This is a genomic window from Paraburkholderia sp. JHI869, from assembly GCF_038900775.1.
GTDB lineage: Bacteria > Pseudomonadota > Gammaproteobacteria > Burkholderiales > Burkholderiaceae > Paraburkholderia.
On sequence record NZ_JAYMSC010000050.1, the window covers coordinates 25,324 to 49,160 of the forward strand.

Genomic DNA, 23,837 nt, shown 5'->3' on the forward strand with positions numbered 1-23,837 from the left:
GCGCGCCTACTTCACGTTCGCGCCAACGACCTGATCCCAGCCTTTGGTCACGACGTCCTTCGTGGCGTTCTGCTGCTCGAGCGTCGGAAAGACCACGTTGCCGTAGGCCGATGGAGGCGGCAGTTTCGCGAGCAGCGCTGCCGGCACCTTCTTCTGCGTGATGAGTTCGTTGTAGCGCATCGGATGACAATAACCGGCAAGCCAACCGAGCTGCCCTTCGTCAGAGTAGAGGTATTCCATCCACAGTTTCGCGGCATTCGGATGAGGCGCATAGGCACTGATCGCCTGCACATAGACGCCCGCCACCACGCCTGTCTTCGGCACGATGACTTGTACCTTCGGGTTGCCTTTGAGCGTGTCCCGATCGGCGAGCGCGTTGTAGTCCCAACGCACGATGATCGGCGTCGTGCCCTGCGCCAGTGACGCGGCCTTGCCGATCACCGGCACGAAGTTGCCGCTCTTGTTCAGATCGGCGAAGAACTTGAGGCCCGTCTGGTTGGCCTTCGTTGCATCGCCTTTGCCTTGCGAAAGGCCCGCGGCATAAACCGCCTGAATGGCCTGATTCGCCGAGCGCGGGTCGCCGGCGAGCGAGACCGCATTGCGGTACTCCGGTTTGAGCAGATCGCCCCAATCGGCCGGCGCCTTGTCGATCATGTCCGCGTTGACTTCGAACGCAAGCACGCCGTAGTAGTCGCCGTACCAGTAGCCTTCCGCATCCTTGGAAGCTGCCGGGATCGAATCCCACGTCGATACCTTGTAAGGCTGCAACAGGCCATCTTTTTTCGCGGACGGTCCGAACGACAGGCCGACGTCGATCACGTCGGGCGCTTGTGGTCCCTTGTTGCCTTTGTTCGCCTTGATCGCTTCGATCTCGTCCCCCGAGCCTGCATCAGGGTTGAGTTCGTTGACGTGGATGCCGTACTTCTTCTGGAATGCGGCGATCAGCGAACCGTACCCACACCAGTCATGCGGCAGGGCGATCGTGGTCAACTGCCCTTCCTGCTTCGCGGCGGCCACGAGCGCGTCCGGTGGTGCAGCCGATGCAGGGTTGATGCCGCCCGCAGCCAGTCCAGCCGTTGCGGAGATCGAAAGGACACGGCCCGCCCAGATACGCTTCATCGTCATCGCTGTTCCCGAAAGGAAGGTAGTGCGTTGAAGAGATCCGCCGATTGCTGATGCAGGCTAGATTTAAATCCAGAATTTTGCAAGCTGTCAAAAACGTGTAACTTCGCGTTTTGGCGGATGCAGGCTGCATACCTTCGCGCCGACGAAACCCTGATTGCCAGATCCCACGATTGAGCTTTTCGTACGTGTCGGAAGGGCCGTCATGAGTGTTCGCGTCGGCATCCTTCAGTGCGGCGAAGCCATCGACCCAAACCTTCCTGAAGTGCATCGACTCGCTGGGTGCGGCTCCTTCGGAATCGCTATTTATTGACGATCTTGAAGCGAATGTGGCGGGCGCCCGTAAGGCCGGCCTGACCGGGCATGTCTTTACCGGGCACAAGGTGCTTGCCGAAGAACTCCGCCAATGTGGGCTGTTGAATCGCTGACGTCTGGATTCAAATCGGGGCCGCGCAGGAGCGTCGACACGTCTGAACGGGCCACAAACTTCCCATTTCGGGCCACCGGCTATCCCATATCAGGATGAGGCAAGCTTGAATTCCGAAACAACATTGTCCAGCAGCGCTGCCTGCTCCTTCAGCGACTGGGCGGCGGCCGCAGCCTGCTCGACGAGTGCGGCATTCTGTTGAGTCGTTGTGTCCATTTGCACAACTGCGCCGCTCACCTGCTCGATGTCGTGGCTCTGTTCCTGGGTCGCCCGGTGCAACTCGGCCATCAGACCGCTAACCGCTGTGACGGACGACACGACCTCAGTCATGATCGAGCCCGCCCTCTGCGCGAGCAGCGAACCCTCGTCGATCTTTCCGACGGTGGCGTCGATCAAATGCTTGATCTCCTTGGCCGCCTGGGCGCTTCGCTGCGCAAGACTTCGAACCTCACTCGCGACCACCGCAAATCCGCGCCCGGTTTCTCCGGCGCGCGCCGCCTCGACAGCGGCGTTCAGCGCCAGTATGTTGGTCTGAAACGCGATGCTTTCGATCAGGCCGACGATTTCGGCAACCTTGCTCGAATGCACCGATATGCCTTGCATCGTCCGCACGACCTCGTGAACCACTTCGCCACCGGCAGATGCGGTTTGCGAAGCCGCCAGTGCCTGGCGGCTCACGGTGTCGGCTGTCGCCGCGTTCTTCTTGACTGCCTGCGTCAACTGGGCCATGTTCGCAGCGGCGAGTTCCAGCGACGCTGCCTGCTGCTCGGTTCGCCGCGAGAGGTCTGTGCTGCCGGACGCAATCTCCTGCGCACCGACATTGATGGTTTCCGTCCCGCTGCGAACGCTGCGCACAGTCCGCACCAACGCGTCCTGCATTGTCCGGACGTCAGCCATGAGCATGCCCATCTCATTGCGCGATTCGGCGTGCACGTTACCCTGCAGATTCCCTGAAGCAATGCGTGCGAGGTGGGTCTTGATCTCAGCGACTGGACGCACGACGATGCCGACGAGAATCTGCCTCGCGATGATTCCCACTGCAAGTGCGAATATCGACGTTCCAGCCAGCGTCGCAACCATCAAATGAAAGCGCGATTGCGCCTGTGAAAACCGCTCACGTTGTCCGTCGACGACCGCGCTCTCGCGCGCCTTCATCGCGCTCTGATATGCGGCCACTGCCTCCTGTGTCGCCTTCCCCTGGAGTTCCTTGAAATGGCCGAAATCCATATGACTGAGTGCGTCAGCCGCCGGCAGGACGGACCCATCGAGCACCGTTCGGCGGCGCGCGGTCAACTGCTTCACCACCTCCGAGTCCGCAGCCAGTTGCAATGACAAATACCTGGAGAACTCTACTTCGGAATCCTTGAGATCCTGTTGGGCACCCGAGAGCAAGGCGGGCTGTGGGTCGCCCAGACCATATAACGAAAGGTAACTGTCGAGCGAAACGCGGGCACGCTGAAGCAGGGCGTCGCTCGTCTTCAGCGCGACCAATGAACTAGTATCGACTTCATACATGGCTCGCAGCGCATCGTTATTCAGTTTCAGCGCCAGAATGCCTGCGGCGCTCGTCACGGCGAGGATTGCGACGAACACTGAAATTACGCCGGTCAACCCGCTTTTGATACTGAACCCCTTGAGCATACTTCCCCCCGATTCATGGTGCGTCAAATCGACCTCTCACACGGGTCCTATGACTTTTTAATAATATGAATGAAATTCCACGCTTGCCGTCAGAACCGCGCCGCTACTGCGTCGCGTAGCGCGCGGTTTTCGTCAGCGACGCAAGTCGTTCGACTGTGAAGCTCACGCGCCGACTGAGCGTTTCTCCCGCAGCGAGCTTCGTCAACCCGTTCACGCCATCGCCGCCGCGAACGCAGCCGTGTTCCGATCGATCATTCATCAACTGGAACAAAAACGCATCTTCTTGCGGCAGCGCGCGAAGGCGATAACAGTCTGTGTTTCCCACAATCGCAAGGGAAAACTGCCGCGCAGGCCATTCGACCAGCGCCCGCCCTCCCCAGCCCGTGAATGCGTGGTCCACTGCCTTCTGCGGCAAAGGATAGGTCACGCCGAATTGCCACGCGAACGGAGCGGGAACGAGCCTCGGAGCCACGCCCTTCCCTCGCGCAATCCAGATCCCGCCGGCCGGAGCGCTGATGCGTGTATCCGGATCCCGCACGAGTGCCGGCCTGATTTCGATTGCGCACGCTACTGGCTTGCGCCGCCTATTCTCGAATTCGACGGTTATTTCGAGTGTTGGCCCCTCAAGCGCGTATGTCTGGGTCGCCCTGTACCGTTGCGCGACTTCGGTTTGCAAGCGAAGCGAGCTTTCTGCGACTGAGTCGATCCTCCAGTCATCCATCGAGTCATTCGTGGCGCCTGGAATCCAGATTGACGGCTGACACGCTAGCCGGCACGGAGCCGATAAAGGCCCCTGCCGCTGCGCCGATCGAAATACGGGCGTCCACATTCCGCGGTCATTCCACTCGAATTGCGCAATCCCGCTGTGGCTGCCTGCCTCTATGTCGACTCTCAGACAGGCGTTCGAAAGCGTCGTTTGCCGATGCCTCCTGCCGGCCGCGCCTTGCGCTGATTCGCCAGGCCGGCCCGCATTTCCGAAGACAGGCGTTCGTAAATCTGCTTCCCGTATTTCGAGCACGTTCTTCTCCTCATTCAGACGGACCGACGTTCGCCCTGAGCCGATCAGGTCGTCGTGACCAGATCACCACTCTCGCGCTCGCCCTGCCCCTGCTTGCCTCCGTGCGATGGTCCAGTCGATTTCCGCGAGAGCCCCGTGCCGCCTGTGCGGCGGCGACCGGCATGGCGTTCGATGATCCGCTGCAGCAGGCAAAACACGCACAGCAATGCGCCGATGACGATGCGCGTCCACCATGAGCTCAACGTGCCGTCGAAAGTGATCAGCGTCTGGATGGTGCCGAGAATGCCGACGCCGAACAGTGATCCGATGACATAGCCGACCCCGCCGGTCAACAGTGTTCCGCCGATCACCGTCGCGGCGATGGCATCGAGTTCCATTCCTTGCGCCTGCAGTCCGTAGCCAGAAAGCACGTAGAGCGTAAAGATCACCCCGCCGAGCGCCGAGCAGAAGCCGCTCAACGCATAGACGGCTATCTTCGTTCTTGCGACCGGCAGGCCCATCAGCAGCGCGGAGCGCTCGTTGCCGCCAATGGCATAGACGTTGCGCCCGAAGCGCGTAAAGTGGGCGACGAAGATCGCCACGACGAGCATCGCAATGCCAATCAACGACCCCGCATTCAGGGAGCCGCCGCCGACGGGAATGTTCAGCGACGCAACCGCATGGAACGACGGTTCGTCGATCGTGATGGATTCCGTCGTGATCAGGAAGCACGCGCCGCGCGCCAGGAACATCCCCGCGAGCGTGATGATGAACGGCTGCAGACGGAAGAAGTGAATCAGCGCACCCATCGCCGCGCCATAGAGTGCACCGAATACCAGCACGATGGGCACGACGACCCAGATGGGCCAATGCAGCCACTGGGCGCCCACAGCGCACAGGATCGTAGTCAGGGCAACCACGGCGCCGACCGACAGGTCGATGCCCCCCGACAGGATCACGAACGTCATGCCAATCGACACGACAAGCAGGAATGCGTTGTCGACGAAGAGCCCCGTCAATACCTGCATCGAAAAGAAGCCGGTATACATGACGGAACCAAAGCCGAACAGCGCCGCGAACAGCACGATCGTCGCGATGATAGGCAGGGTTCTCGGATCAGTCAGCCGGCTAGTCAGCTTTCTCATGATGTACTCGTTCCGGTGGATGCGCGTTGGCGCGCCGGCGAAAGAAGATGCTTCAGCGGCTTGAAAAACAGGGCTCGCGCCACTTCCGACTGGATCACACTCACCACGACCACGACGACCGCCTTCACAACCAGCGTGGCTTCCGGCGGGACGCCGATCGAATAGGTCGTATAGGTCAACGTCTGGATGATCAAGGCGCCCAGCACGGTGCCGCCAAGGCTGAAGCGGCCGCCAAGCAGCGACGTGCCACCGAGCGTTACGGCCAGAATCGCGTCGAGTTCGAGCAGCAGGCCCGCGTTGTTTCCATCAGCACTCCGTACGTTCGAGCTGGCAATGATGCCGGCGAGCGCCGCCATCAAGCCGCAGATAACGTACACGCTGAAGACGATCGCGCTGGAGCGCAGCCCAACCAGCCGCGTAGCGATAGGGTTGACGCCAATCGAGCGCACGAAAAGTCCGAGTGCGGTCCGGTTCACCACGAGCGCGAGCACCGCGGTCACGACGGCCGCAATCCAGACCGAGCAGGGAATCATTGCCAGATATCCATCGCCGAGCCTGAGGTAGCCAGGCGCCCCGATGGGGATAATCTGGCCGCCCGTCAATAGCTGCGCAACGCCCCGCCCCGCGACCATCAGGATTAGCGTGGCGATGATCGGTTGCATGCCAACGAGCGCGACAAGCAGACCGTTCCACATCCCCGCAAGCAGCCCCACGGCAACCGCTGCGCCAAGCGCCAGGCCTACGCGCGATGGATCCGCCTCGAGGATGATCGCCGCGGTCGCGCCGGCAATCGCCACCGTCGCGCCAACGGAGATGTCGATGCCTCGCGTCGCGATGACGAGCGTCATCCCAAGGGAGACGATCACGAGCGGCGCGGCACGATTGAGAATATCGATCGGCGCGCCGAAAAGATGGCCGTCCAGCACTGTCACACGGAGGAAGCTTGCGCGATGCGCAACGTCAAGGAGGACCAGCAAGATGAGTGTGATGGCAGGCCAGATCAATGGATGCCGCGCCAGCGCGCGAATCGATTTCATGACTGGCCTCCTGCGATGAGTTGATACACCTGATCCTCCGAGAGACGATCGCCCGCAATCTCGGCGACCTTGCGGCGGTCGCGCAGGACGGCAACCCTGTGACTGACGCGCACCACCTCACTCATTTCCGAAGAGATGAAGAGAATCGCGAGGCCCTTCGCGCAAAGCGAGCGGACACGGTCCATGATCTCGAACTTCGCGGCAACGTCGATGCCGCGCGTCGGCTCATCCATGATCAGCAACCTGGGCTCTGTCGCGAGCCAGCGAGCGAGCAATACCTTCTGCTGGTTGCCTCCCGACAGCAGCCCGATGGGTTGTTCCGCGTCGCGCGCCTTGATGCCGAGCTGCGCGATGTATTGCTCGGCCATTTTCCTTTGACGGGCGTAACTGAGCATGCGCCACCACCCACGTCGTGCCTGCAAGGCCAGGATGATGTTTTCGCGAATCGACAACGCCGCTACGATTCCTTCCTTTTTTCGATCTTCCGGGCAATAGGCGATCCCATGGCGGACCGCGTCTCGCGGGGACGTGAGCTTCGCGCTACGCCCGTCGATCAGCATCGTTCCGGTGTCCGCGCGTTCGGCGCCGAACACCAGCCGCGCGGTTTCCGTGCGGCCCGAACCCAGTAATCCGGCAAGGCCAACGATCTGGCCGGGACAGACGTCGAGATCGACGGGACTCATCAATCCGCGTCGCCCTACGCCCTTCAGGGAAAGAAAAGGCGCTGCCGCGGAGTCCGGCTGCGGACCGCCCGATGCGCCTTCCTTCATTGGCTCGCTCATGCCTTCCCGGCCAGTCATCTTTGCCACCAGCAGGTCGACGGGTAAGTCCTTCGCCAGATACTCGCCTTCCCGCGCGCCATTGCGCATGACCGTGATGCGATCCGAGACGGCATAGGTCTGTTCGAGAAAATGCGTCACGAAGAGAATCGCCATGCCCGACGCCTTCAATCGGCGCAGCACGGCGAAAAGCCGCGCGACTTCGCCGTCGTCCAGACTCGACGTCGGTTCATCGAGAATGAGCACGCTCGCGTCGACGGAAACGGCGCGCGCAATGGCGACCATTTGCTGGACCGCAATGGGATAGGAGTCCAGCGAATGCGTGACATCGATGAAAAGATCCAGCGCGGCGAGTGCATCGCGCGCTTGAATATTGATCGCCTTCCAGTCGATGGCTCCACGCTTCTTCGGATGTCGGCCGGCGAAAATGTTCCCGGCCACGGAAAGGTTCGGGCAGAGGTTCACTTCCTGATAGAGCGTCTGAATTCCGGCAGCTTCGGCATCCAGCGGCGCGGTGAAGCGAACCGGTTTCCCAGCGAGACTGATTTCGCCGCGATCGTGTGCGAACACGCCAGTGAGCACGTTGATGAGCGTGGATTTGCCCGCGCCGTTCTGGCCCATCAGCGTGTGAATCTCGCCGGGGAACAGCCGAAAATCGACCTGCTGCAACGCCTTGACGCCCGGGAACGTCTTGTCGATGCCGGTCATTTCGAGAATGGGTAGAGGATTCATGGTGTTCGCGAGATCCGCAGACGGCCTCGCCAGTGGTGTCAGGGACGAGCCGGAGCGGTCAGGAACGACGCTCCCGACCGCCCCCTTCAGCGGCTGAATACGACGCGCGTATCAGTACTTGCGACTCGGCATGACTTGCGCCGCGACATTCATCGGGAAAACGCCTTCGTCGGTCACAATGCGCCGCGGAACCTGCTTGCCTGCCGCGATATCCTTCACCGCAGCCATCAACTGCGGGCCGAGCAGCGGGCTGCATTCGACGTCCACGTTGATCTTTCCGTCCACCATCGCCTGGAAGCCACCCTTCGTTGCATCGAACGAAACCACCGTGACATCCTTGCCGGGTTTGATGCCGGCTTCCTCCATGGCCTGGATTGCGCCGAGCGCCATATCGTCGTTGTGGGCATAGACGACATTGATCTTCTTGCCGTACGTCTTCGCAAACGCTTCCATCACCTGCTTGCCGCCCGCCAGCGTGAAGTCGCCGCTCTGCGACGCAATGACCTTGAACTTCGGATCGTTCTTGATCACTTCCATCAGGCCTGCATGGCGATCGTTGGCTGGCGCCGAACCGACCGTGCCTTGCAGTTCTGCTACGTTGATGGGGCCCGGCTCGTTCTTGTAACGCTCCTCGAGCCAATGACCTGCGCGGCGCCCTTCCTCCATGAAGTCAGAGCCGATCATCGTCACGTACAGCGAGGGATCCTTCACATCGATCGCGCGATCGGTGAGAACGACGGGGATCTTTGCACGCTTGGCCTCTTCAAGCACCGGCTCCCAGCCCGACTCGACAACAGGCGAGAACGCGATAACGTCGACCTTCTGCGCAATGAACGAGCGAATCGCCCGGATCTGGTTCTCCTGCTTTTGCTGCGCGTCCGAGAACTTCAGGTTGATACCGGCGTCCTTTGCCGCCGCTTTCACCGACACGGTGTTTGCAGTGCGCCAAGCACTCTCGGCGCCCACCTGGGAGAATCCAAGCGTAATGGGCTTGCTCTGCGCGAACGCGCTTGTCCCGGCGGCAAGCGCAAATGCTGCCCCGACTATCGTTCGCAGTGCGATATTTCTGACCAGCTTCATGTTCTGTCTCCGATGTACGAATTTCTAATTGCTATTTTTCGCGACAGCCTCGACCCGCAGTGCTCGCCGAATTTCAGTGACGGCCGCCATCGCGTTCAAGCGCCCCCGGTGGTTCTTCCGTTTGTCAGATCCGACGCTGTTCGAATCACCGATCGAATGGATGCTTCAGCCAAAACGCAAGTTTTCCGCTTCCCCCTTGTGTCGTTAGATTTGAATTTCCGGGTAATGCTTGGCTCGACAGAGTCTATGAAGAAGTCCGATAACCTTCTAATGAAATATTGGCCTTGTCCGATATACTTTTCGGCATTGGTATAAATACCTAGGCGCACCGTGTGAACGCGGAGCTCCGGGCAGCAGGACCGGGAGCGAGGGAGATTTTGTGCGCGGAGGGGGGGTGGCATAGTCCGCAATGAGGCTGCCACCTTTGCGACAATCATTGCGCCGCAACGCGCTGGCCAACCCGGAGCTCGAAGCGCATACCTTTGACCAGCACGACGTCAATGTCACCCACGCGCACGGCGTAGCGGGATGCCCCGAGTTCGCCTGAACCTTCTTTGCCAAGGTTGGCGGCAACTGGCTGCACATTGCGGGTCGCTTTGCTTATATTAAGTATTCCTGTGCATGAATCAAGTGAGCCGCGCCACGCGACGGCATCGTTTACTTCGCTGGCACGAGAACGGGTGCGCCCTTGTCCTTGAGCAGCACTACGATGAACGTCGCGGGCTTCGTCTGGCTCGCATTGCGCCCAACCGTATGAACATCGTTTGGACCTTCATAAAACGTCTGTCCCGGGCCGAGCGTGACTTGTTTGCCGCCCCTGACCTGCATCACGATCTTGCCTTCCAGCACGTAGATGAAACCGTGCGCATTGTGCCGATGCACCGGGTCCGACGCGCCGGGCGGATATTCCACCCGGATCATCAGCGCTTCCTTGCCGGGATAGTCGTCCAGCGCCTTGGTCATCAGCGGCGTGACTTGTGCTTGCGCCGGCTCATGCGCTTGCACAACGCCCGCAGCGAGCAGTAGCGATGCGATCAGCAATCTGGAAATTTGCATGACGTTACCCCCTTTGTGTCGCGATCAGGCCAGGCCCGACTTGTCCACGCCAAACGCTTTGTCATAGATGCCAGGCGGGATGCGGAAGCCGACGTTGACGCGATTCCACGCGTTGATCGACATCACCTGAAAGGTCAGATCGGACAACTCTTTTTCGGAGAACTGGGAGCGCACGCGCTCGTAGATTTCATCGCTCACGCCCAGCGGCGAAATCTGCGTCAGCGCTTCGGTCCAGGCCAGTGCCGCACGCTCGCGCGGCGTGAACAGGTTGGACTCGCGCCACACGGCCACGTGATGAAGGCGCAGCGGCCGCTCGTCATGGATCGTGGCTTCCTTCACGTGCATGTCGACGCAGAACGAGCAGCCGTTGAGCTGTGAGGCCCGGATGTCGACTAGATGACGGATGGACTCCTCGATTGCGGACTTCTTGAGCGCGAGGCTGAACTCGACGAACTTCTTGAACAGTTCCGGGGATTGCTGCTGGTAGTCGATGCGCTGGGTCATGGCATGTCCTTTGTGTGATTCAAGGGAGGAAAATCGTTGCGGGAATGCGGTTCAGCCTTTCGCGACGGAGAGGCTGAGCCAGGTGTGGAAGCGCGTCGGGCCGATGCGGTGAGCGCTGCCGGCGACCAGGGTGCGGTCGTCCAGTTCGCTGCCGAAATAGCGCGCGTGGACATCGGCGATCACCGTGCGTGGATCCTTGTGCGCGGCGAGGAACTTGCGGGCCAACTCGTCCAGTGGGAAGCGGTCCTGACCGGCGACTTCAATGGTGTCGTTCAGTGGCATCCCCGCGGCAAGGTCGGCCAGGACTGCGGAGACGTCGTCGGCAGCGACCGGCTGGATCAGCGCGGGCGAAAGGCGCACCTCGTCTCGCTGGGCGCCGGCCGCGATGATGCCGCCGACAAATTCGAAGAACTGGGTGGCACGCAGCAGCGTGTACGGGACCGGCGACGCCTTGATCAGCGTCTCCTGCGCGGCCTTGGCGCGAAAATAGCCGCTTTGCTGCAGGCGCTCCGTGCCCACGACGGAGAGGGCAAGATGGTGCTCGACGCCCGCAGCGTGCTCGGCGGCCAACAGGTTGCGGCCTGCCGTCTGGAAGAAGGCCATCACGGCCTCGTCCTCGAATGACGGCGCATTGGCGACATCGACGACGACTTGCGCGCCTTCAAGCGCTCTAGCCAACCCCTGGCCCGTCATCAAGTCCACCCCGGTCGAGGGGGATGCGGCCACCACTTCGTGACCATCGCGGCCAAGCCGCCGCACCACGTTCGAGCCGATCAGCCCGCTGCCACCAATGACGACCACTTTCATGTTCCACTCCCTCTGGTTCGGTTTACGAAGAGCTTGCTGGTTCATCCGATGGGTGCAGTATCATTTCCAACTGCCGGCGCCGCTTTGCCTGCGCCTTGTATTTCCGTCCAAAATTCCTTGATCTGCTCCCTCAGCGCGCCAGGCCCCCCATACCTGGCGGCTTTCTCACCCCGGAGTCCCGAATGCAATGGGTTTTCGCTGACTGCACGCTGGATCTGGAGCGTCGCGACTTGCGCCGCGCTTCCCGAGCAGTCGCCACGACGCCGAAAGTGTTCGATCTGCTGGCTTATCTGGCGAGCCATCGCAACCGCGTCGTGGGCCGTGATGAGTTGATCAATGCGGTGTGGGACGGACGCGTGATTTCCGAATCCACCATCGCCAGCCACGTCAACGCTGCGCGCACGGCGGTCGGCGATGACGGCCAGCAGCAGCGTGTGATCAAAACCGTGGCGCGCAAGGGATTCCGGTTTGTCGCCGACGTCACCGAACAACCGGCATCGGTTCAGTCCGGCGAGAAAACAACGACGGCAGCCGAAACGTCATCGCCGGATACGGCGCAGGCCAGCAAGCCTTCCATCGCCGTCTTGCCGTTCGTCAATCTCACCGGTGACCCGGAGCAGGATTACCTGGCCGACGGTGTGATCGAAGACGTTATCGCCGCGCTGTCGCGATACCGCTGGTTGTTCGTCGTGGCAGGCAATTCGAGCTTTACCTACAAGCATCGAAACGTGGATGTGAAGCAGATCGGGCGAGAGCTTGGTGTGCGCTATGTGCTCGAAGGCAGTTGGCGGCAGGCACAGGGCCGCGTTCGCATCACCGGCCAGCTCGTCGATGCGAGCACCGGTGCGACCCATTGGGCTGACCGCTTCGAGGGCGTGCTCGAGAATATTTTCGAGTTCCAGGACCAGATCGCCGACAGTGTGGTCGGCGCGATCGCGCCGCAGCTCGAACAGGCGGAGATCACGCGCGCTCGGTACAAACCGACCGGGAGTCTCGATGCCTACGACTACTACCTGCGCGGCATGGCGCAGCTTCATCGAGGCAGCCGCGAAGCAATTGACCAGGCGTTGCCGCTATTCCAGCGCGCGTTTGAGTGCGATCCGGAATACGCATCGGCGTACGCAATGGCGGCATGGTGTCATTGCTGGCGCAAGGTCAATGGCTGGATGCAGGATCGGCCGCGGGAAATGGCCGAAGGCGCGCGTCTGGCGCGCCGCGCCGTCGAACTGGGCAGATACGACGCCGTGGCCCTGGCGCGTAGCGGGCACGCCCTCGGACATCTTGCCGGTGACCTGGCTGAAGGCATTGCGCTTCTGGATCGGGCGTTCGAGCTGAATCCCAATCTTTCCGCCGCGTGGTTCCTCGGCGCATTTGTTCGCTTGTGGCACGGCGAAACCGAACAGGCGATCAGGCAATTTTCCCATGCGATGCAGTTGAGCCCGCTGGATCCAGAACGTTACCGGATGCAGTTTGGGTTGTCCGCTGCGCATTTGTTCATGGGCAACTTCGTCGAGGCCGCTGCGTGGACAGAGAAGGCGATCCGGGATTTGCCGAGTTTCGGCCTTGCCCACGCAACGCTCGCCGCGAGTCAGGCCTGGCTCGGGAATCAAGGAGAGGCTCGACAAGCTGCGATTCGCTTACGCGAACTGGTTCCCGACTTGCGCCTCAGCAACTTGACCGAATGGATGCCGATCCAGCGCAGCGAAAATCTTGCCGTTTTAACGGAAGGCTTGGCCAAGGCTGGATTCAATCCTGAACCCTGCAAGGATTGATGCGATCTGGCGAGCACATCAAGGTTACTCCCAGCTGTACGTCCGTTTCCGGCGAAGGCGAGCGTCCCTTCAGGGTTGGCCACGGCCGACCGCGTTAGGCGGGAGTCGGCCAGGAACGGTCGTTCGACTCGGGGGCGTGGATCGTCGACAATTAGCCCCGTCCGTATCGACCGATAGCCTCACCGGAGTATCTAGTATGAGTTGGGACGTGTCGCTGTACAAATTTACCCGACGTTATCGCCGCATCGAGGAGATTCCAGGCGACGAGCAGCCACAGCTACTAGGGTCTCGTTCCGAAGTCCAAACTGCAGTGTCAGAAGTTTTTCCTGGCACGAACTGGAATGATCCCGGCTGGGGCATTTACGACAGTGAGTTCGGCTCGATTGAGTTCAACCTGGGAAAAGGCGAATCGGTGCGAAACCTGGCTCTTCACGTACGGGCGAACACTGAGATCGTTGGCGGAATTCTCCAGCTCTGCGAGCGCCTTTGCTGCCAAGCCATAGACCTTTCAGACAGTAGCTTGCTCGACCAGTCCGAGCACCCTGCCACCGGGCTGGAGAAGTGGCGGAAGTATCGCGATCAGGTCGTTGGGGAGTCTCGAGGCTAAGGGTGTCGTGTACCGCCGGCGCGTCACCATCCGTCGGGACAGCGCTGTTGGTCGGCGTGCGGCCAGGCGCGCCCATTGGCACCCCACGCCCAAATCGTCAATCGCACAACGGAGCGGCGAATGGAGCTACTCTGACGCGCGCGGACAAGGGGAGACAGTTTGATTGCGATTGATGTCGAGTGGAAGCACGATTTCGCTGCGGAGCCAGTCCGTCTGGTATCCGTGCTCGACCGGGATCGTTATGAACTCCGCAAGCTTGAGTTCTTTCGCGACGGACGAGTCGGATTTTCGGACGGAAAGAGATCGGCGCTGGGAACAGGACTCGGAGCGCTTCCGGTGCCCGAGTTGTATGCAATTAACGCTGATTCGCAGTTCGAGGCGAAGGAAGTGACGCTAGAGGCCTTCGAAACGCTGTGGTCTCTCCACGTGCCATGTGGCGATCGTCTTAGTTAAGTTCGGCCACAAGCGGCCGGTCGCCACCGCCCACCAATCGGTAACAATTTCGGCCTATCGGTCCCTACGAACCACTCGCGAGTCCAAGGCAACCCATTACGCTAAACAGCGCAATTGCCGACAGAAACAAGCCCAGCAAAAGGTGTACGAGGAGAAATTGGATAGGCGATTTGGACTTGTAAACGACACCGCCGCGAGTATGCGCCCTCTCTTCCGTGTGGTAGGCAGATATTGTCGCGAGTATCCCTGCAGCTGATGCGAGAAAGGTTCCAAGCCAGCCAAAGTGAATGGTGCTGGAAGCGTATACATAGCAGATCCCCCATGAGATCACGGCGAGCACGAGAAGAAGCCAAACTGATTTTTTCATGGGAATTGAGAGTGTGTGTAGTGCGCTACGCGGCCTACATGAGTCGATCAACGGGATCGCCTAGATCGTTGGCAGCCACAGGCATTGGTTACGGTCAAAGAGGTCTAGATGCTTTTGGGAACGGTTCGAAGCGCACTCAGCTCAGAAGCCCGGCGCAGGTCGCCAGTGAACATAAGCCGGGAATGAAGCGTTATTCAAGAACGCGGCAAATATGTCGATGACCTGCGTCGACATAAACCATTCGTCGGAACGCATCGGGATGTTCCCCGCCCGAAACGCCAATATGGTTCCGTCCGGGAACACAGGATTGGGCTTGCAGTGGAAGGCTCTTGAACGCGTCCTCGTGCTGGAATCAAAATGTTCGACCATGCAATCTGAACGTAATCTCCGTTCTCATTCGTCAGACAGGCGTACGAAGACGGCCCGTAGCTGCGCAATGACTTTACTCCGCGGCTGATTTGGGCTGCCGTTGGGGCTGAAATATCTACCTTTCCCTCAATCTCGAATTTCATTGGCGGATAAGCTTCTATAGGAGTATCGAGTACGAACGTCATCCTACCAGCTTGGCTCGCCGCGCACGGTGAACGGCCGCTTTGGGTAAAGTCGAAGGTCCGTAACGGGTCGCGTTATGCCTGTTGCATTCGGTGCGCGCCGGGGAAGATCGCCATGGCTCTGTCGTCGGGCGCCAGTCGGATAAGCGGTCGGTCGACATCGATGCATGGATCGTCGACAATCAGCCTTATTTAACCGCGGCGGCTAACGCGTGAATAACGAAATGTGGGCTTTTGGTGATCCTCCAAACGTGGCAGTCATAGCAACCAAGAGCATTGTGTACGAGCAGGATTGGATCGCGTTCGTGTCACACGACTATGAAGATGGTGCGTGGCAATTTCACGGCTCTCGATCTAACCCAATGCGAGAAAGCGATGCCCTCGTAGCGAGTTTGCAAAACATCGTTCAGCTAGATGGCTCTGTTCGAGTTTTGTTCGATCTTCCAGTTGGATGGCACGCCTGGCGGACGGCGAAGCAAATGCCTTGGTTCAGGGCGAAGACGGAAACGTGACCTCGCTCAATGTCCGCTTATGAAAACCTCTTTGGCCGCCTCGGGTCGACCCGTGCCGTTTGCATCGAGTGCACACCGGAGATCATCGGCGCTCAGTCGTCGGGCTCCGGCCAGGAAGAGACACTCGACCCAAGCACGAGGATGGTTGACAATGCCTCGCTCAAGAGTTCGATTGTCACGCCCTCGCGCACGACGACCGAATCACCAATCCAGGACGCACGGAAATGAGACACTCCCTTGGGTATCTGCATGAGGTTTGGCTTTGTCCCGACGGGCACGGACAATCGCTTCCTGCATGCATTCCATATGGACCAGATGGCGACGCAGCACGTGCGCTCAATGAGTCTGGAAGTGGATGGGTCTGGACATTCTGGACACGTTCACATGCAGAGACTATGGCCGTCTACTATGAATTTGTAGGCTACGGGGAATATAGCGTGCAGGGCGATCTAGATTGGCAACCCTATTCTCCCGCTGCGTACGAGCGCCAGACGGCGTACTTGCTTCGAGATGGCTCGACTAGGGTCTCAAGCTCGGAAGCCGGGCACTAACCGCCAGTGAACAAATGGCGGATATGTTTGCATTCTTTGCCGAATTCAGACCGAACGCCGACAGTTCGATATCCGGCCCATCGAAGCTGAATCGAACTGCTCTCGAACAACAAACCAATGAGAGGTGGGCGCCATGACAACGCAACTCAGTCGATTGCTCGAGCAAATTGCTTCACTGCAGCGCCAGTTGAATGACAAGCGCTTCCTCGAACTTCGCCTGTATCGGCGTGATGCGACGATCTATCAGTTGTCTAGCGCGGTCAATCACACGATTGCCTGCTGGTTCAGTGAGAATTATCGACCGATCACCATTCTTATCGACCGAGGCAGGAGTTTCATGCACGAATTTCCGGCCAGGAGTCCCGAAACCGCGGAGTATTACACGCTTGCGGAAGAGTTCTTCAAGGTCGTGCTATCCGCACTTGAGGTTATTTCAAATGCGGACTCTTGTGATGACTGAAAAATATCGCCTCAGGCTCATGTTCGAGTGGGGCGGTGGTTGTATTTGGGCGGGAGACGACGCAACTCGTAGCACGTACGGAGTTGGTCCGATTGAGGACTCGCTGCCGCTAGCTGGTGAGACACGTGGAAAGCTTGCGGAAATGATTGCGTGGCATGACCTATCGCTCAACTGGGAATACCCTCCAGATCCTGGGCCATGGGACGCGCACGAGTATGAGCGCTTTGAAGCGACCGCGATCGCGATGCGTGACCATCTTCAACAGGAACTGGGAGACCGCTTCGCTATCGTCTATGAGAGATTGGGAGTTTATGAGGGACGTGCCGAGAATCAGTAGCCCCGAGCACCCGGCCACCGGTACGCGAGCCACTCCCGCGAATGGCCGCTTCAGAGAACTGCAACTGTCCCTTGTAAGTCGAGTTCCGCCGACCGCGTCGGGCAGGTCGGCCAGTTGCAGTCATTCATAAGTATCCCGGGGGTGTCCGCCCCCAGACTCTGAGCCGCCCCTGTCTTGCCTCTCCGGCACTCGCGCAGTACCTGCCGCTGCTCGCTCTAACGCTGGTAAATGCGCAAACTACTTTGTATCCCATACAACATCACCGTCCACCGAATAAACGCGACATTCCTCGTGGCCGTTTGCACACTGCACCAAAGCCGCGTTGATCGAATCGATGCCGGAAGCCTGCCCCCACGCGCCATCGCGAGCGATCGCGAATGCGCGCGGTCGTGTCGCAGCCAGATAACGTGTATAGGCCTGCCGCCCATCCGAATGCAAATATGGCACCGCGTTGACGTCCTGAAGCGATGCGAAATTCGTCAGTGGAGGCGCCGACTCCTGACGCGGCCACACGACAGTATTGTCGACTGCGTAGAGCTGGCAATACTGCGAGATCTTCCAGCATTGCTGCATCGCGCTGCGCGCAGCGTCGAATCCACCGGAAGCCCATGTGCCGTTCGTGCTCCCAATGGCGAGCGCTTTAGGCCGCGGCGCCACCAGATAGCTCGCATAGATCTTGGCTTTCTGCAGCGCACTGAGGTAGGGAACGGCATTGAGGTCGTTGATGCGCGCGTAGCCGCTGGCCTTCAGCACAGGAGGCGGAAGGTACTCCTGATTGACTTCGCTGCCCGGCATGCCGACGCTGGCCAGAAAGGCGTCAGCCTTCGCAACCCATAGTGGAAGCCCGGCACCTGAGGCCGTCATGGCGTGAGCGTCCTGCTGGAAGCTGCCATAGTCCACCAGTTGAGCGTGGCCTCCCGCGCCCGTGTAGTGGGCATACATGCCTTTCCACGTCGTACTGGAGAAAGTCTGGTCGTTGTCGCCGTAGAACCAGATCGACGGCACGCGCGTGTTCGCGCCGAGTTCACCGGCGGCCGTAATCAGGCTCTCGTCGGGCTTGCCGCAATCCGCCTCTTTCACGCCGCCCGCGAAATTGAGCAGCCCTTTCACGTCGGCAGGATTCTGTGCGCCGAATACGAGAGTATTCCAGCCTCCCATGCTCTTTCCCACGACGACGATGTGCGTGGCATCGATGCTCGGCATGTCTTTCACATAGTCGAGGACCTTGCGAATGTCTTTGGCGGCATCGGTGCCGATGGCAAGCACGTCACATCCGTGCGGGACGAGATGGCCCCAGGAATGCGCGTAGCCGCGCATCATCGGCATGGCGACGGCGTAGCCTCGCGAGAGGAAGTACCAGACGATGAATTGATCGCCCACGCGCGGTGCGTTCATCGGATCGTGCGACGCACCATGATTGATAAGCGCGAGCGGAAAGGGACCGCCACCCGCAGAGTGTGCGGGCATATACACGGTCACCTCCAGTGTGACTAGCGGTGACGCTTGAACGGGTACGCGAAGAATTTGTTCGTTAAGTGGCGCCTCGGGCTCGATTGCGCTGTGATCTGCCGGCCATGCGGCCGGCGACAGCGCAGAAAGCGAAACGAAAGCAGTCCAAAGTAAGGCGAGCGAAAACTTTAGTCGTAGCAGCATTTATGCTTTTTTTCTTTAGGGAATTTGCTGCGGGTTGTCCTTACTACAACGCGTCGGTACGTTGCGGTCAACGGCACATCACGCCAGAAACTTTAAAAATCGCCCGTGAAAGTCCTGGATATGCACGCGCCACGCCGTCACACGAGTGCTGATGCGAGTGTCCGAACATGCCTGAATAATCCGCCGTTCGGCTTGGCGTTGCAAACGGCGGCAACGGGTCGAGTTCTGCCGGACGCGGACCGATCAAGGGCGGCCTACTCCGCAAGGTTGACGTCGGACCGGGATCGGCGGCGGATTCAACCGGTCACTCGACGGCGGCTCCTAGATCGTCGACAATTGGTCGCGTCACCTCTTTTCGAACAACACATGTATTCCATCGAACTGGGACTCGTGAGGCTTGATTTCAGGACAGCGATAATCAAGGTGCCGCGCAATGGCGACTATGACTCGATGAACGAGGACTGGATCGATACAGAGCAGGAAATTGAGCTTGTCCAGGCCGCACAGTCGGCCACGGTGTTCTGCTCAACGGGACGCTTTGCGCAGAAGGAGCCTCACTTGGTCGAAATCCTGTTTCCGCATCTCTTTGCTGAGAAGGAAGTCGCGGCGCACCTTCTGTCGAAATCCGATATGTCAGGATCGCCCGAAAACATGATGCGAGACGCCGTCAAAACCGACCACTATTCATGGGGGAGGCTCATCTCGATGGATTGGGGATCGATGGGTTATGCGCCAGGCGGTGTCGAGTATTGTTTGCTCCCGATCGATGGTCCCGCTATTTCAACCGGGTTTCTTCGACTCGACTGGCCAAGCGTTCAGATTCATGCGTCATCGTGACCTGGCTTTGACGCTGCCGCGGTGTTCAACCTATTTCTCCAAACAAAGGAGATAGCTAGCTCGGCACTGGTCATCGTTCCAAGCGTCGGTGGCCTCAACTTCGGCCCACGCTTCAGCAGCCTGATCTCTTGCCAAGACCTTCCGACCACTTTCCGTTGTCTGGATCCATGGCGTTGTATTTAGCTCAATACGGCTGACGACCCATTCGTTAAACAGGTCCGGCATTTCTGGCACCTGACAGAGGTATTCCTTGTAGAAAAAAGGATCGACGCCTATCAAAATTTCGCCCGTTACCCACGCTCCGACCTTCGCGAAATCTGGTGGTGGCGATTCCCAATATGCCAGAACGCCGAAGTCGATCACCCAGACCTTTGGGTGCGCGAAAGCCACCTGGGCAGTCACCGTGTAGATGGACCCATGATTGTGCGAGCACTGTCGTGCCCGGTCATTTGACGGCGTTAGCCTCGTGCCGCCAAATTCGAATGCGAGTTTGCGACGGTCGCCGCAGTGAAAATCATCGTAGTTTCCGTCCTGGATAATCCACGAATTCAGGTCCGCAGTTATTCTGTTCATTGATGTCACCCGGTTCCGCTTAGCGTAACAGAGTGATCCTCGCGACTGTCCGCTAACGGGAAAACTGAAGGTCTCTTCAGGGTCGGCTATGCCTTTTGCATCGGACACGCCCCGGAGACTATCCGCGCGCTCGGTCGTCGGGCCCCGGTCGGCCAGTTCCGGACGTTCGGTATCGACCGTCAGTTTCGTGACAATCGAAACGGCAACGGCGCTCCGGTAGACTCGGACTCTTGCCCAACCTCGTCGCGATAGCATGGACACCCAGCTTTTCATCATCTGCGGACTTACATTCGTAATCCACGTTATCGCGACGTTGGCCTACGCGGTACGGATCGCTGGCGTCCGCACGCGACGTATCGCTGTGTCTTTCTCTCTGTTCGGAATCATCGCCCTTGTCTCCCGAACGGCGAACTCCTTTCAAGGGCCATTCATAGCTAAGCGCGTAGAGCTTGATATCGCCCAGCATCTTGAGGGTGGCTTGCTCGGTGATTTTCGTCTCTTCCTGATTACAGCCACTGCGGCGAGCGTAGTCGGCGCACTGCTGATCCCAACGTTTCAGCGATACTTCAGCCGAGCTGTCGAGCACTTTCAGGCCAAACGTTCATTGCCGCGCCTCGTGCTCCACATTTTCAGCCGTGGCGGCATCAACTATCTGCGGGACGGTGCGCGGGTTCCGTCACGCCAAAACATCTCCCAGCTAGCGAGCGGTGCCGGGGTCTCGGGTACGGTGATAGCTCTCAACGTCTTTGCGATGGCCATCTGGACTGTCGGAGTTTTCGCGTCGCTCTACGCTGGATATCTGAAGCCAGATTTGCGCGTGACGTGCGCCAATCTATCGTCGGTGATTAATGGCTTTGCGACCGTGGTGTTAGCCGTGGTCATCGACCCGCAGGTTTCCGTCATGACGGACGACGTGATCGAAGGCCGGATCTCCGAGAATAGCTTTCGGCGAGCTATCACCACCCTTGCTGGAGCGCGTGTTCTCGGGACCCTGTGTGCACAAATAATGCTCATACCGGCCGCGCTGATTATCGTACGCGTCGCCGAGTTGATTTAGAGCTGAGTACGCCGTCCCGACACGGTGTGATTGACCGCTGACGGGGAAAGCATGGCGGCTTCCGATTCATTCGCGTTGCATCCGTTAGGCGTAGGCCGGGCCAGTTTCCGCCGTTCGCCATACGGACCAGACCGTTAACAATCGGGGCGTGGATCTCCACGGCGATCGAGATGACAAATGCACAACGAACGGAGCTACAAGCGATGACCTCAAGAAGCATCCGCCGCGCAACAGCAGATGACGTGCAGGCTATTACGCTGATCCGAAACGACGCGCATGCGAACAAGGTGGCCCACGACGATTATGCATGGGGCAAGGACGGCGACGGCTTTTCCGAAAGGTGGGTGCTGAACAGTCTCTCGCGAAGAGCGGTGTATGTTGTCGAACACGACTGCATGCCGGTGGGGACGTTTTCTCTGGATTGGGATGATGAAGCGTACTGGGGACCTCAAGAACCAATCGCCGGCTATGTGCATGGACTTTCCGTGAGAAAGGGCTTCAACGGCCGTGGACTTGGCAGCTTCATTATCGATTGGTGCGCCGACCAAGTCAGCATCCTGAACCGACGTCATGTTCGGCTCGGCTGCGACGCGAGAAACACCAAGCTCTGTGCCTACTATGAATCGCTTGGCTTCGTCCGGGTAGGAGTGAAGCCAATGCCCGAGCTTGGCGACTATGTCGAATCACTGTTTGAAAAATCGGTGAATCCGATACGTGGGTCAGGATGCTAGATAGCGCCGGCGCTTTCGGCGCTGAACGGCCGCTTTGAAGCAAACCGAAGGTCCGGAGCGGGTCTGGCTATGCCTTTTGCATGAGACGAGCGCCTGACGCAATTGTCGCGCTCGGTCATCGGGCTCTGGCCGGCCACAACCGGCCGTTCGACATCGACGGATGAATCGTCGACAATTCGGTTCGGCGGCTTTGCTGGCATCAGCCTGGCCATCCCCGTTAAAGACGGAGAAACCCTGAAGGAGTCTTTTGTGGCATGCGCTCGATGCGAGGACCTTTGCGTTCGGTATGCAATCAGGCATCCTCGCGAGCTACGCAAAGCGATACAGATCGCAGCGGAGAACATCGCGGATAAGACGCTCGTAGAAGTGATTCCCGACAGCCCTTGGGTCTCCGTCTCATTCGACAAACTCGCGGCGGGTGCCGCATGGGACGACTACGTCGAGTACCATTTTCGCTGCCTGCGTTGCAATGAAGATTTTTGGTTGCGCGCGGAAACGTATCACGGGAGCGGCGGGTACTGGGAGCCGAAAGACCCAGCATCGATACGCGACAACATCACCAACTAGCCGCGAACGGCCACTAGGGGACACTCAGCAATAGCCCGTGGATCATCGACAATCCGTCCTCCTCGCGCCCAGCTACAAGTTCGCGTTGGAACCTGCCCTAAAGCTCTATACCGCCTTCTCGCAGCCGAGCACGCAACTGCGGTTGTTGATCATCGGCAAGATCGAGGAGACGTGATCGAGCGCTTGGATTGGACAAAATCACGCGGTGCTCGCCGCTGGGTTTCGTCCACGATGAAGTAGGGTCTTCGATCCAATGTCTCAGCGCCTCTTTTACATCTGGATAGTCGCTTTCACCCGACACATGCAGTTCTGTGACGAGCGCGATGCATGTGAGGCGATCCCAATTGTCTCTCGCGCAGACCGTTAGTGCTGCACAATAGTCTCCTTGTTGAACAAGAACCGCTTTAATCAGATCCAGAGGGACAAACGCTCCACAAGTGCACAGGCGAACCCCGGCTTTTCGGACTTGCCTGGATGGATCGAGAAGCGCACGCGATGCGATTTCGTCCTTGAGCGATGGCGAAATCTTGGCCTGCAGCGCGACCACATGGGCACGAATTTCGGCTCGTGCATCGTCGGCGTGCCTCGCAAGCGTGGGGACAACTTCTGGCGCATGCAGCTCCGCGAGCAGCGATAAACCTGCACGGACTTGTCTTGCGGTCAGTTCTCCCGCATCGAGCAGCGCGGTGCAGTGGCCAAGCACATCTCGACCGTGCTCGGCAAGCAATCGGGCGGCTGCCGTCCGCAGACTCCCCTGCGAGTCAAGTGTCGCGCGCCACAGGAAGGGCTCGTAATCGGAACTGCTTTTGTCGCTCGAAATAAGGTTGAAAGCAGCAAGGCGTACGGGACCAAACGGCGATGCGGCAGCAAGATCGATGTACTTAGCTCGTTCTGAAACCGGCGCACGGTCAAGCATGGCGACCGCTGATCTCGCAAGCACAATGTCGCCTGAGTTCAAACCAAGCGCTATCGTCTCGTTAAGCGACAGAAGTTGATGGTCTACAGCCACGAGAAACGCAGCACGTCGGAGCCGGAAATCTGTGCCAGTCATTGCCGCGACAATCGCTTTGGTTCCGCCTGCTTCCACGAGACGCCGTTCAAATTCGAACAACCAAGACCTGTGGTCCGTACGCGTGGCCAGCATGAGACCGCGCAGTCGTGGAATGATGGGGACAAAGTGCTCGGCGGGAACTGTTGCCAAAAGCGTAAGCAGTGCGCTCGTCGCAGCCCGCCGCACCTCGGGTACCCAATCGTTTACGCGCTTTGCTATCGAGTCTAAAGACGAACTGTCACCAAGCTCGACCGCCCGCCCAATCGCCGCCTCCCTAACATAACCCGAATAGTGAGATATACATATGTAGGAGCTATATCCTAATGTCGTGTTCTGGCTATTTACAGATGTCGTGTTTTTGACCACTGGCATGCTGGTCGGCTCGTGCGAACTGCGGAGCCAGCCATGCGACCAGGCGAACTGGTGACACT

Annotated in this window: 23 protein-coding genes and 1 pseudogene; 10 read left to right on the plus strand and 14 right to left on the minus strand. The window is 59.2% G+C overall.

Annotation, left to right across the window (positions count from 1 at the left end):
* Window positions 1-6 precede the first annotated feature (6 nt).
* Window positions 7-1,125, minus strand: coding sequence for an ABC transporter substrate-binding protein (locus VSR72_RS41285; RefSeq protein WP_342957945.1), 1,119 nt, complete (start codon window positions 1,123-1,125; stop codon window positions 7-9).
* A 206-nt stretch (window positions 1,126-1,331) separates the two neighbouring features.
* On the opposite strand from VSR72_RS41285, the gene VSR72_RS41290 reads away from it, so the two are divergent.
* Window positions 1,332-1,550 (plus strand): HAD-IA family hydrolase, encoded by a 219-nt coding sequence (locus VSR72_RS41290; protein WP_342957946.1) that lies wholly within the window; start codon window positions 1,332-1,334, stop codon window positions 1,548-1,550.
* An 89-nt stretch (window positions 1,551-1,639) separates the two neighbouring features.
* Here VSR72_RS41290 and VSR72_RS41295 read toward each other — a convergent pair whose 3' ends face one another.
* The 10 genes and pseudogenes from VSR72_RS41295 to VSR72_RS41340 form a co-directional block, all read right to left on the minus strand.
* A complete protein-coding gene (locus tag VSR72_RS41295; protein ID WP_342957947.1) occupies window positions 1,640-3,190 on the minus strand; it encodes a methyl-accepting chemotaxis protein in 1,551 nt (516 codons plus the stop codon).
* A 103-nt stretch (window positions 3,191-3,293) separates the two neighbouring features.
* A complete protein-coding gene (locus VSR72_RS41300; RefSeq protein WP_342957948.1) occupies window positions 3,294-3,866 on the minus strand; it encodes a hypothetical protein in 573 nt (190 codons plus the stop codon).
* Window positions 3,867-4,252: 386 nt separating this feature from the next.
* A complete protein-coding gene (gene yjfF / locus VSR72_RS41305) occupies window positions 4,253-5,332 on the minus strand; it encodes a galactofuranose ABC transporter, permease protein YjfF (RefSeq protein WP_342957949.1) in 1,080 nt (359 codons plus the stop codon).
* The gene (locus VSR72_RS41310; RefSeq protein WP_342957950.1) at window positions 5,329-6,369 is read right to left on the minus strand and encodes an ABC transporter permease; all 1,041 of its coding nucleotides are present in this window, start codon (window positions 6,367-6,369) and stop codon (window positions 5,329-5,331) included. Before VSR72_RS41310 ends, yjfF begins: the two co-directional genes overlap by 4 nt.
* On the minus strand, window positions 6,366-7,880 hold the full coding sequence (locus VSR72_RS41315; RefSeq protein ID WP_342957951.1) for a sugar ABC transporter ATP-binding protein: 1,515 nt from the start codon (window positions 7,878-7,880) through the stop codon (window positions 6,366-6,368). The genes VSR72_RS41310 and VSR72_RS41315 overlap by 4 nt, the downstream gene beginning before the upstream one ends.
* A 111-nt stretch (window positions 7,881-7,991) precedes the next feature.
* On the minus strand, window positions 7,992-8,960 hold the full coding sequence (locus VSR72_RS41320; protein WP_342957952.1) for an ABC transporter substrate-binding protein: 969 nt from the start codon (window positions 8,958-8,960) through the stop codon (window positions 7,992-7,994).
* Between the two features lie 484 nt (window positions 8,961-9,444).
* Window positions 9,445-9,564, minus strand: a pseudogene (locus VSR72_RS41325) (MBL fold metallo-hydrolase); the annotation flags it as partial.
* A gap of 53 nt (window positions 9,565-9,617) precedes the next feature.
* A complete protein-coding gene (locus tag VSR72_RS41330; protein ID WP_342957953.1) occupies window positions 9,618-10,016 on the minus strand; it encodes a cupin domain-containing protein in 399 nt (132 codons plus the stop codon).
* Window positions 10,017-10,040: 24 nt separating this feature from the next.
* On the minus strand, window positions 10,041-10,520 hold the full coding sequence (locus VSR72_RS41335; RefSeq protein WP_342957954.1) for a carboxymuconolactone decarboxylase family protein: 480 nt from the start codon (window positions 10,518-10,520) through the stop codon (window positions 10,041-10,043).
* A gap of 51 nt (window positions 10,521-10,571) precedes the next feature.
* Window positions 10,572-11,327, minus strand: a complete 756-nt coding sequence (locus VSR72_RS41340; protein WP_342957955.1) for an SDR family oxidoreductase — start codon at window positions 11,325-11,327, stop codon at window positions 10,572-10,574.
* Between the two features lie 182 nt (window positions 11,328-11,509).
* Here VSR72_RS41340 and VSR72_RS41345 point away from each other — a divergent pair, with 182 nt between their 5' ends.
* The 5 genes from VSR72_RS41345 to VSR72_RS41365 all read left to right on the plus strand — a co-directional run bounded on the left by VSR72_RS41345 (window position 11,510) and on the right by VSR72_RS41365 (window position 16,937).
* Window positions 11,510-13,099, plus strand: coding sequence for a winged helix-turn-helix domain-containing protein (locus tag VSR72_RS41345; RefSeq protein WP_342957956.1), 1,590 nt, complete (start codon window positions 11,510-11,512; stop codon window positions 13,097-13,099).
* A gap of 196 nt (window positions 13,100-13,295) precedes the next feature.
* A complete protein-coding gene (locus VSR72_RS41350; RefSeq protein ID WP_342957957.1) occupies window positions 13,296-13,706 on the plus strand; it encodes a hypothetical protein in 411 nt (136 codons plus the stop codon).
* Window positions 13,707-13,865: 159 nt separating this feature from the next.
* The gene (locus VSR72_RS41355) at window positions 13,866-14,159 is read left to right on the plus strand and encodes a hypothetical protein (RefSeq protein WP_342957958.1); all 294 of its coding nucleotides are present in this window, start codon (window positions 13,866-13,868) and stop codon (window positions 14,157-14,159) included.
* A gap of 2,114 nt (window positions 14,160-16,273) precedes the next feature.
* A complete protein-coding gene (locus VSR72_RS41360; protein WP_342957959.1) occupies window positions 16,274-16,600 on the plus strand; it encodes a hypothetical protein in 327 nt (108 codons plus the stop codon).
* A complete protein-coding gene (locus VSR72_RS41365; RefSeq protein ID WP_342957960.1) occupies window positions 16,593-16,937 on the plus strand; it encodes a hypothetical protein in 345 nt (114 codons plus the stop codon). The genes VSR72_RS41360 and VSR72_RS41365 overlap by 8 nt, the downstream gene beginning before the upstream one ends.
* A gap of 237 nt (window positions 16,938-17,174) precedes the next feature.
* On the opposite strand, the gene VSR72_RS41370 is transcribed toward VSR72_RS41365, so the two are convergent.
* Window positions 17,175-18,590 carry a CocE/NonD family hydrolase gene (locus VSR72_RS41370; protein WP_342957961.1) on the minus strand — a complete coding sequence of 472 codons (1,416 nt, stop codon included), beginning with the start codon at window positions 18,588-18,590 and terminating at the stop codon, window positions 17,175-17,177.
* Between the two features lie 366 nt (window positions 18,591-18,956).
* On the opposite strand from VSR72_RS41370, the gene VSR72_RS41375 reads away from it, so the two are divergent.
* Entirely contained in the window at window positions 18,957-19,427 is a 471-nt protein-coding gene (locus VSR72_RS41375) for a hypothetical protein (protein ID WP_342957962.1), read from the plus strand.
* A gap of 30 nt (window positions 19,428-19,457) precedes the next feature.
* On the opposite strand, the gene VSR72_RS41380 is transcribed toward VSR72_RS41375, so the two are convergent.
* A complete protein-coding gene (locus VSR72_RS41380; RefSeq protein ID WP_342957963.1) occupies window positions 19,458-20,000 on the minus strand; it encodes a hypothetical protein in 543 nt (180 codons plus the stop codon).
* A gap of 253 nt (window positions 20,001-20,253) precedes the next feature.
* On the opposite strand from VSR72_RS41380, the gene VSR72_RS41385 reads away from it, so the two are divergent.
* The 3 genes from VSR72_RS41385 to VSR72_RS41395 all read left to right on the plus strand — a co-directional run bounded on the left by VSR72_RS41385 (window position 20,254) and on the right by VSR72_RS41395 (window position 22,355).
* Entirely contained in the window at window positions 20,254-21,057 is an 804-nt protein-coding gene (locus tag VSR72_RS41385; protein ID WP_342957964.1) for a lipid II flippase Amj family protein, read from the plus strand.
* Window positions 21,058-21,227: 170 nt separating this feature from the next.
* A complete protein-coding gene (locus tag VSR72_RS41390; protein ID WP_342957965.1) occupies window positions 21,228-21,788 on the plus strand; it encodes a GNAT family N-acetyltransferase in 561 nt (186 codons plus the stop codon).
* A 102-nt stretch (window positions 21,789-21,890) separates the two neighbouring features.
* On the plus strand, window positions 21,891-22,355 hold the full coding sequence (locus tag VSR72_RS41395) for a hypothetical protein (protein WP_342957966.1): 465 nt from the start codon (window positions 21,891-21,893) through the stop codon (window positions 22,353-22,355).
* Between the two features lie 97 nt (window positions 22,356-22,452).
* Here the strand turns inward: VSR72_RS41395 and VSR72_RS41400 are convergent.
* A partial coding sequence (locus VSR72_RS41400) for a hypothetical protein (protein WP_342957967.1) occupies window positions 22,453-23,837 on the minus strand: 1,385 nt, incomplete at its 5' end.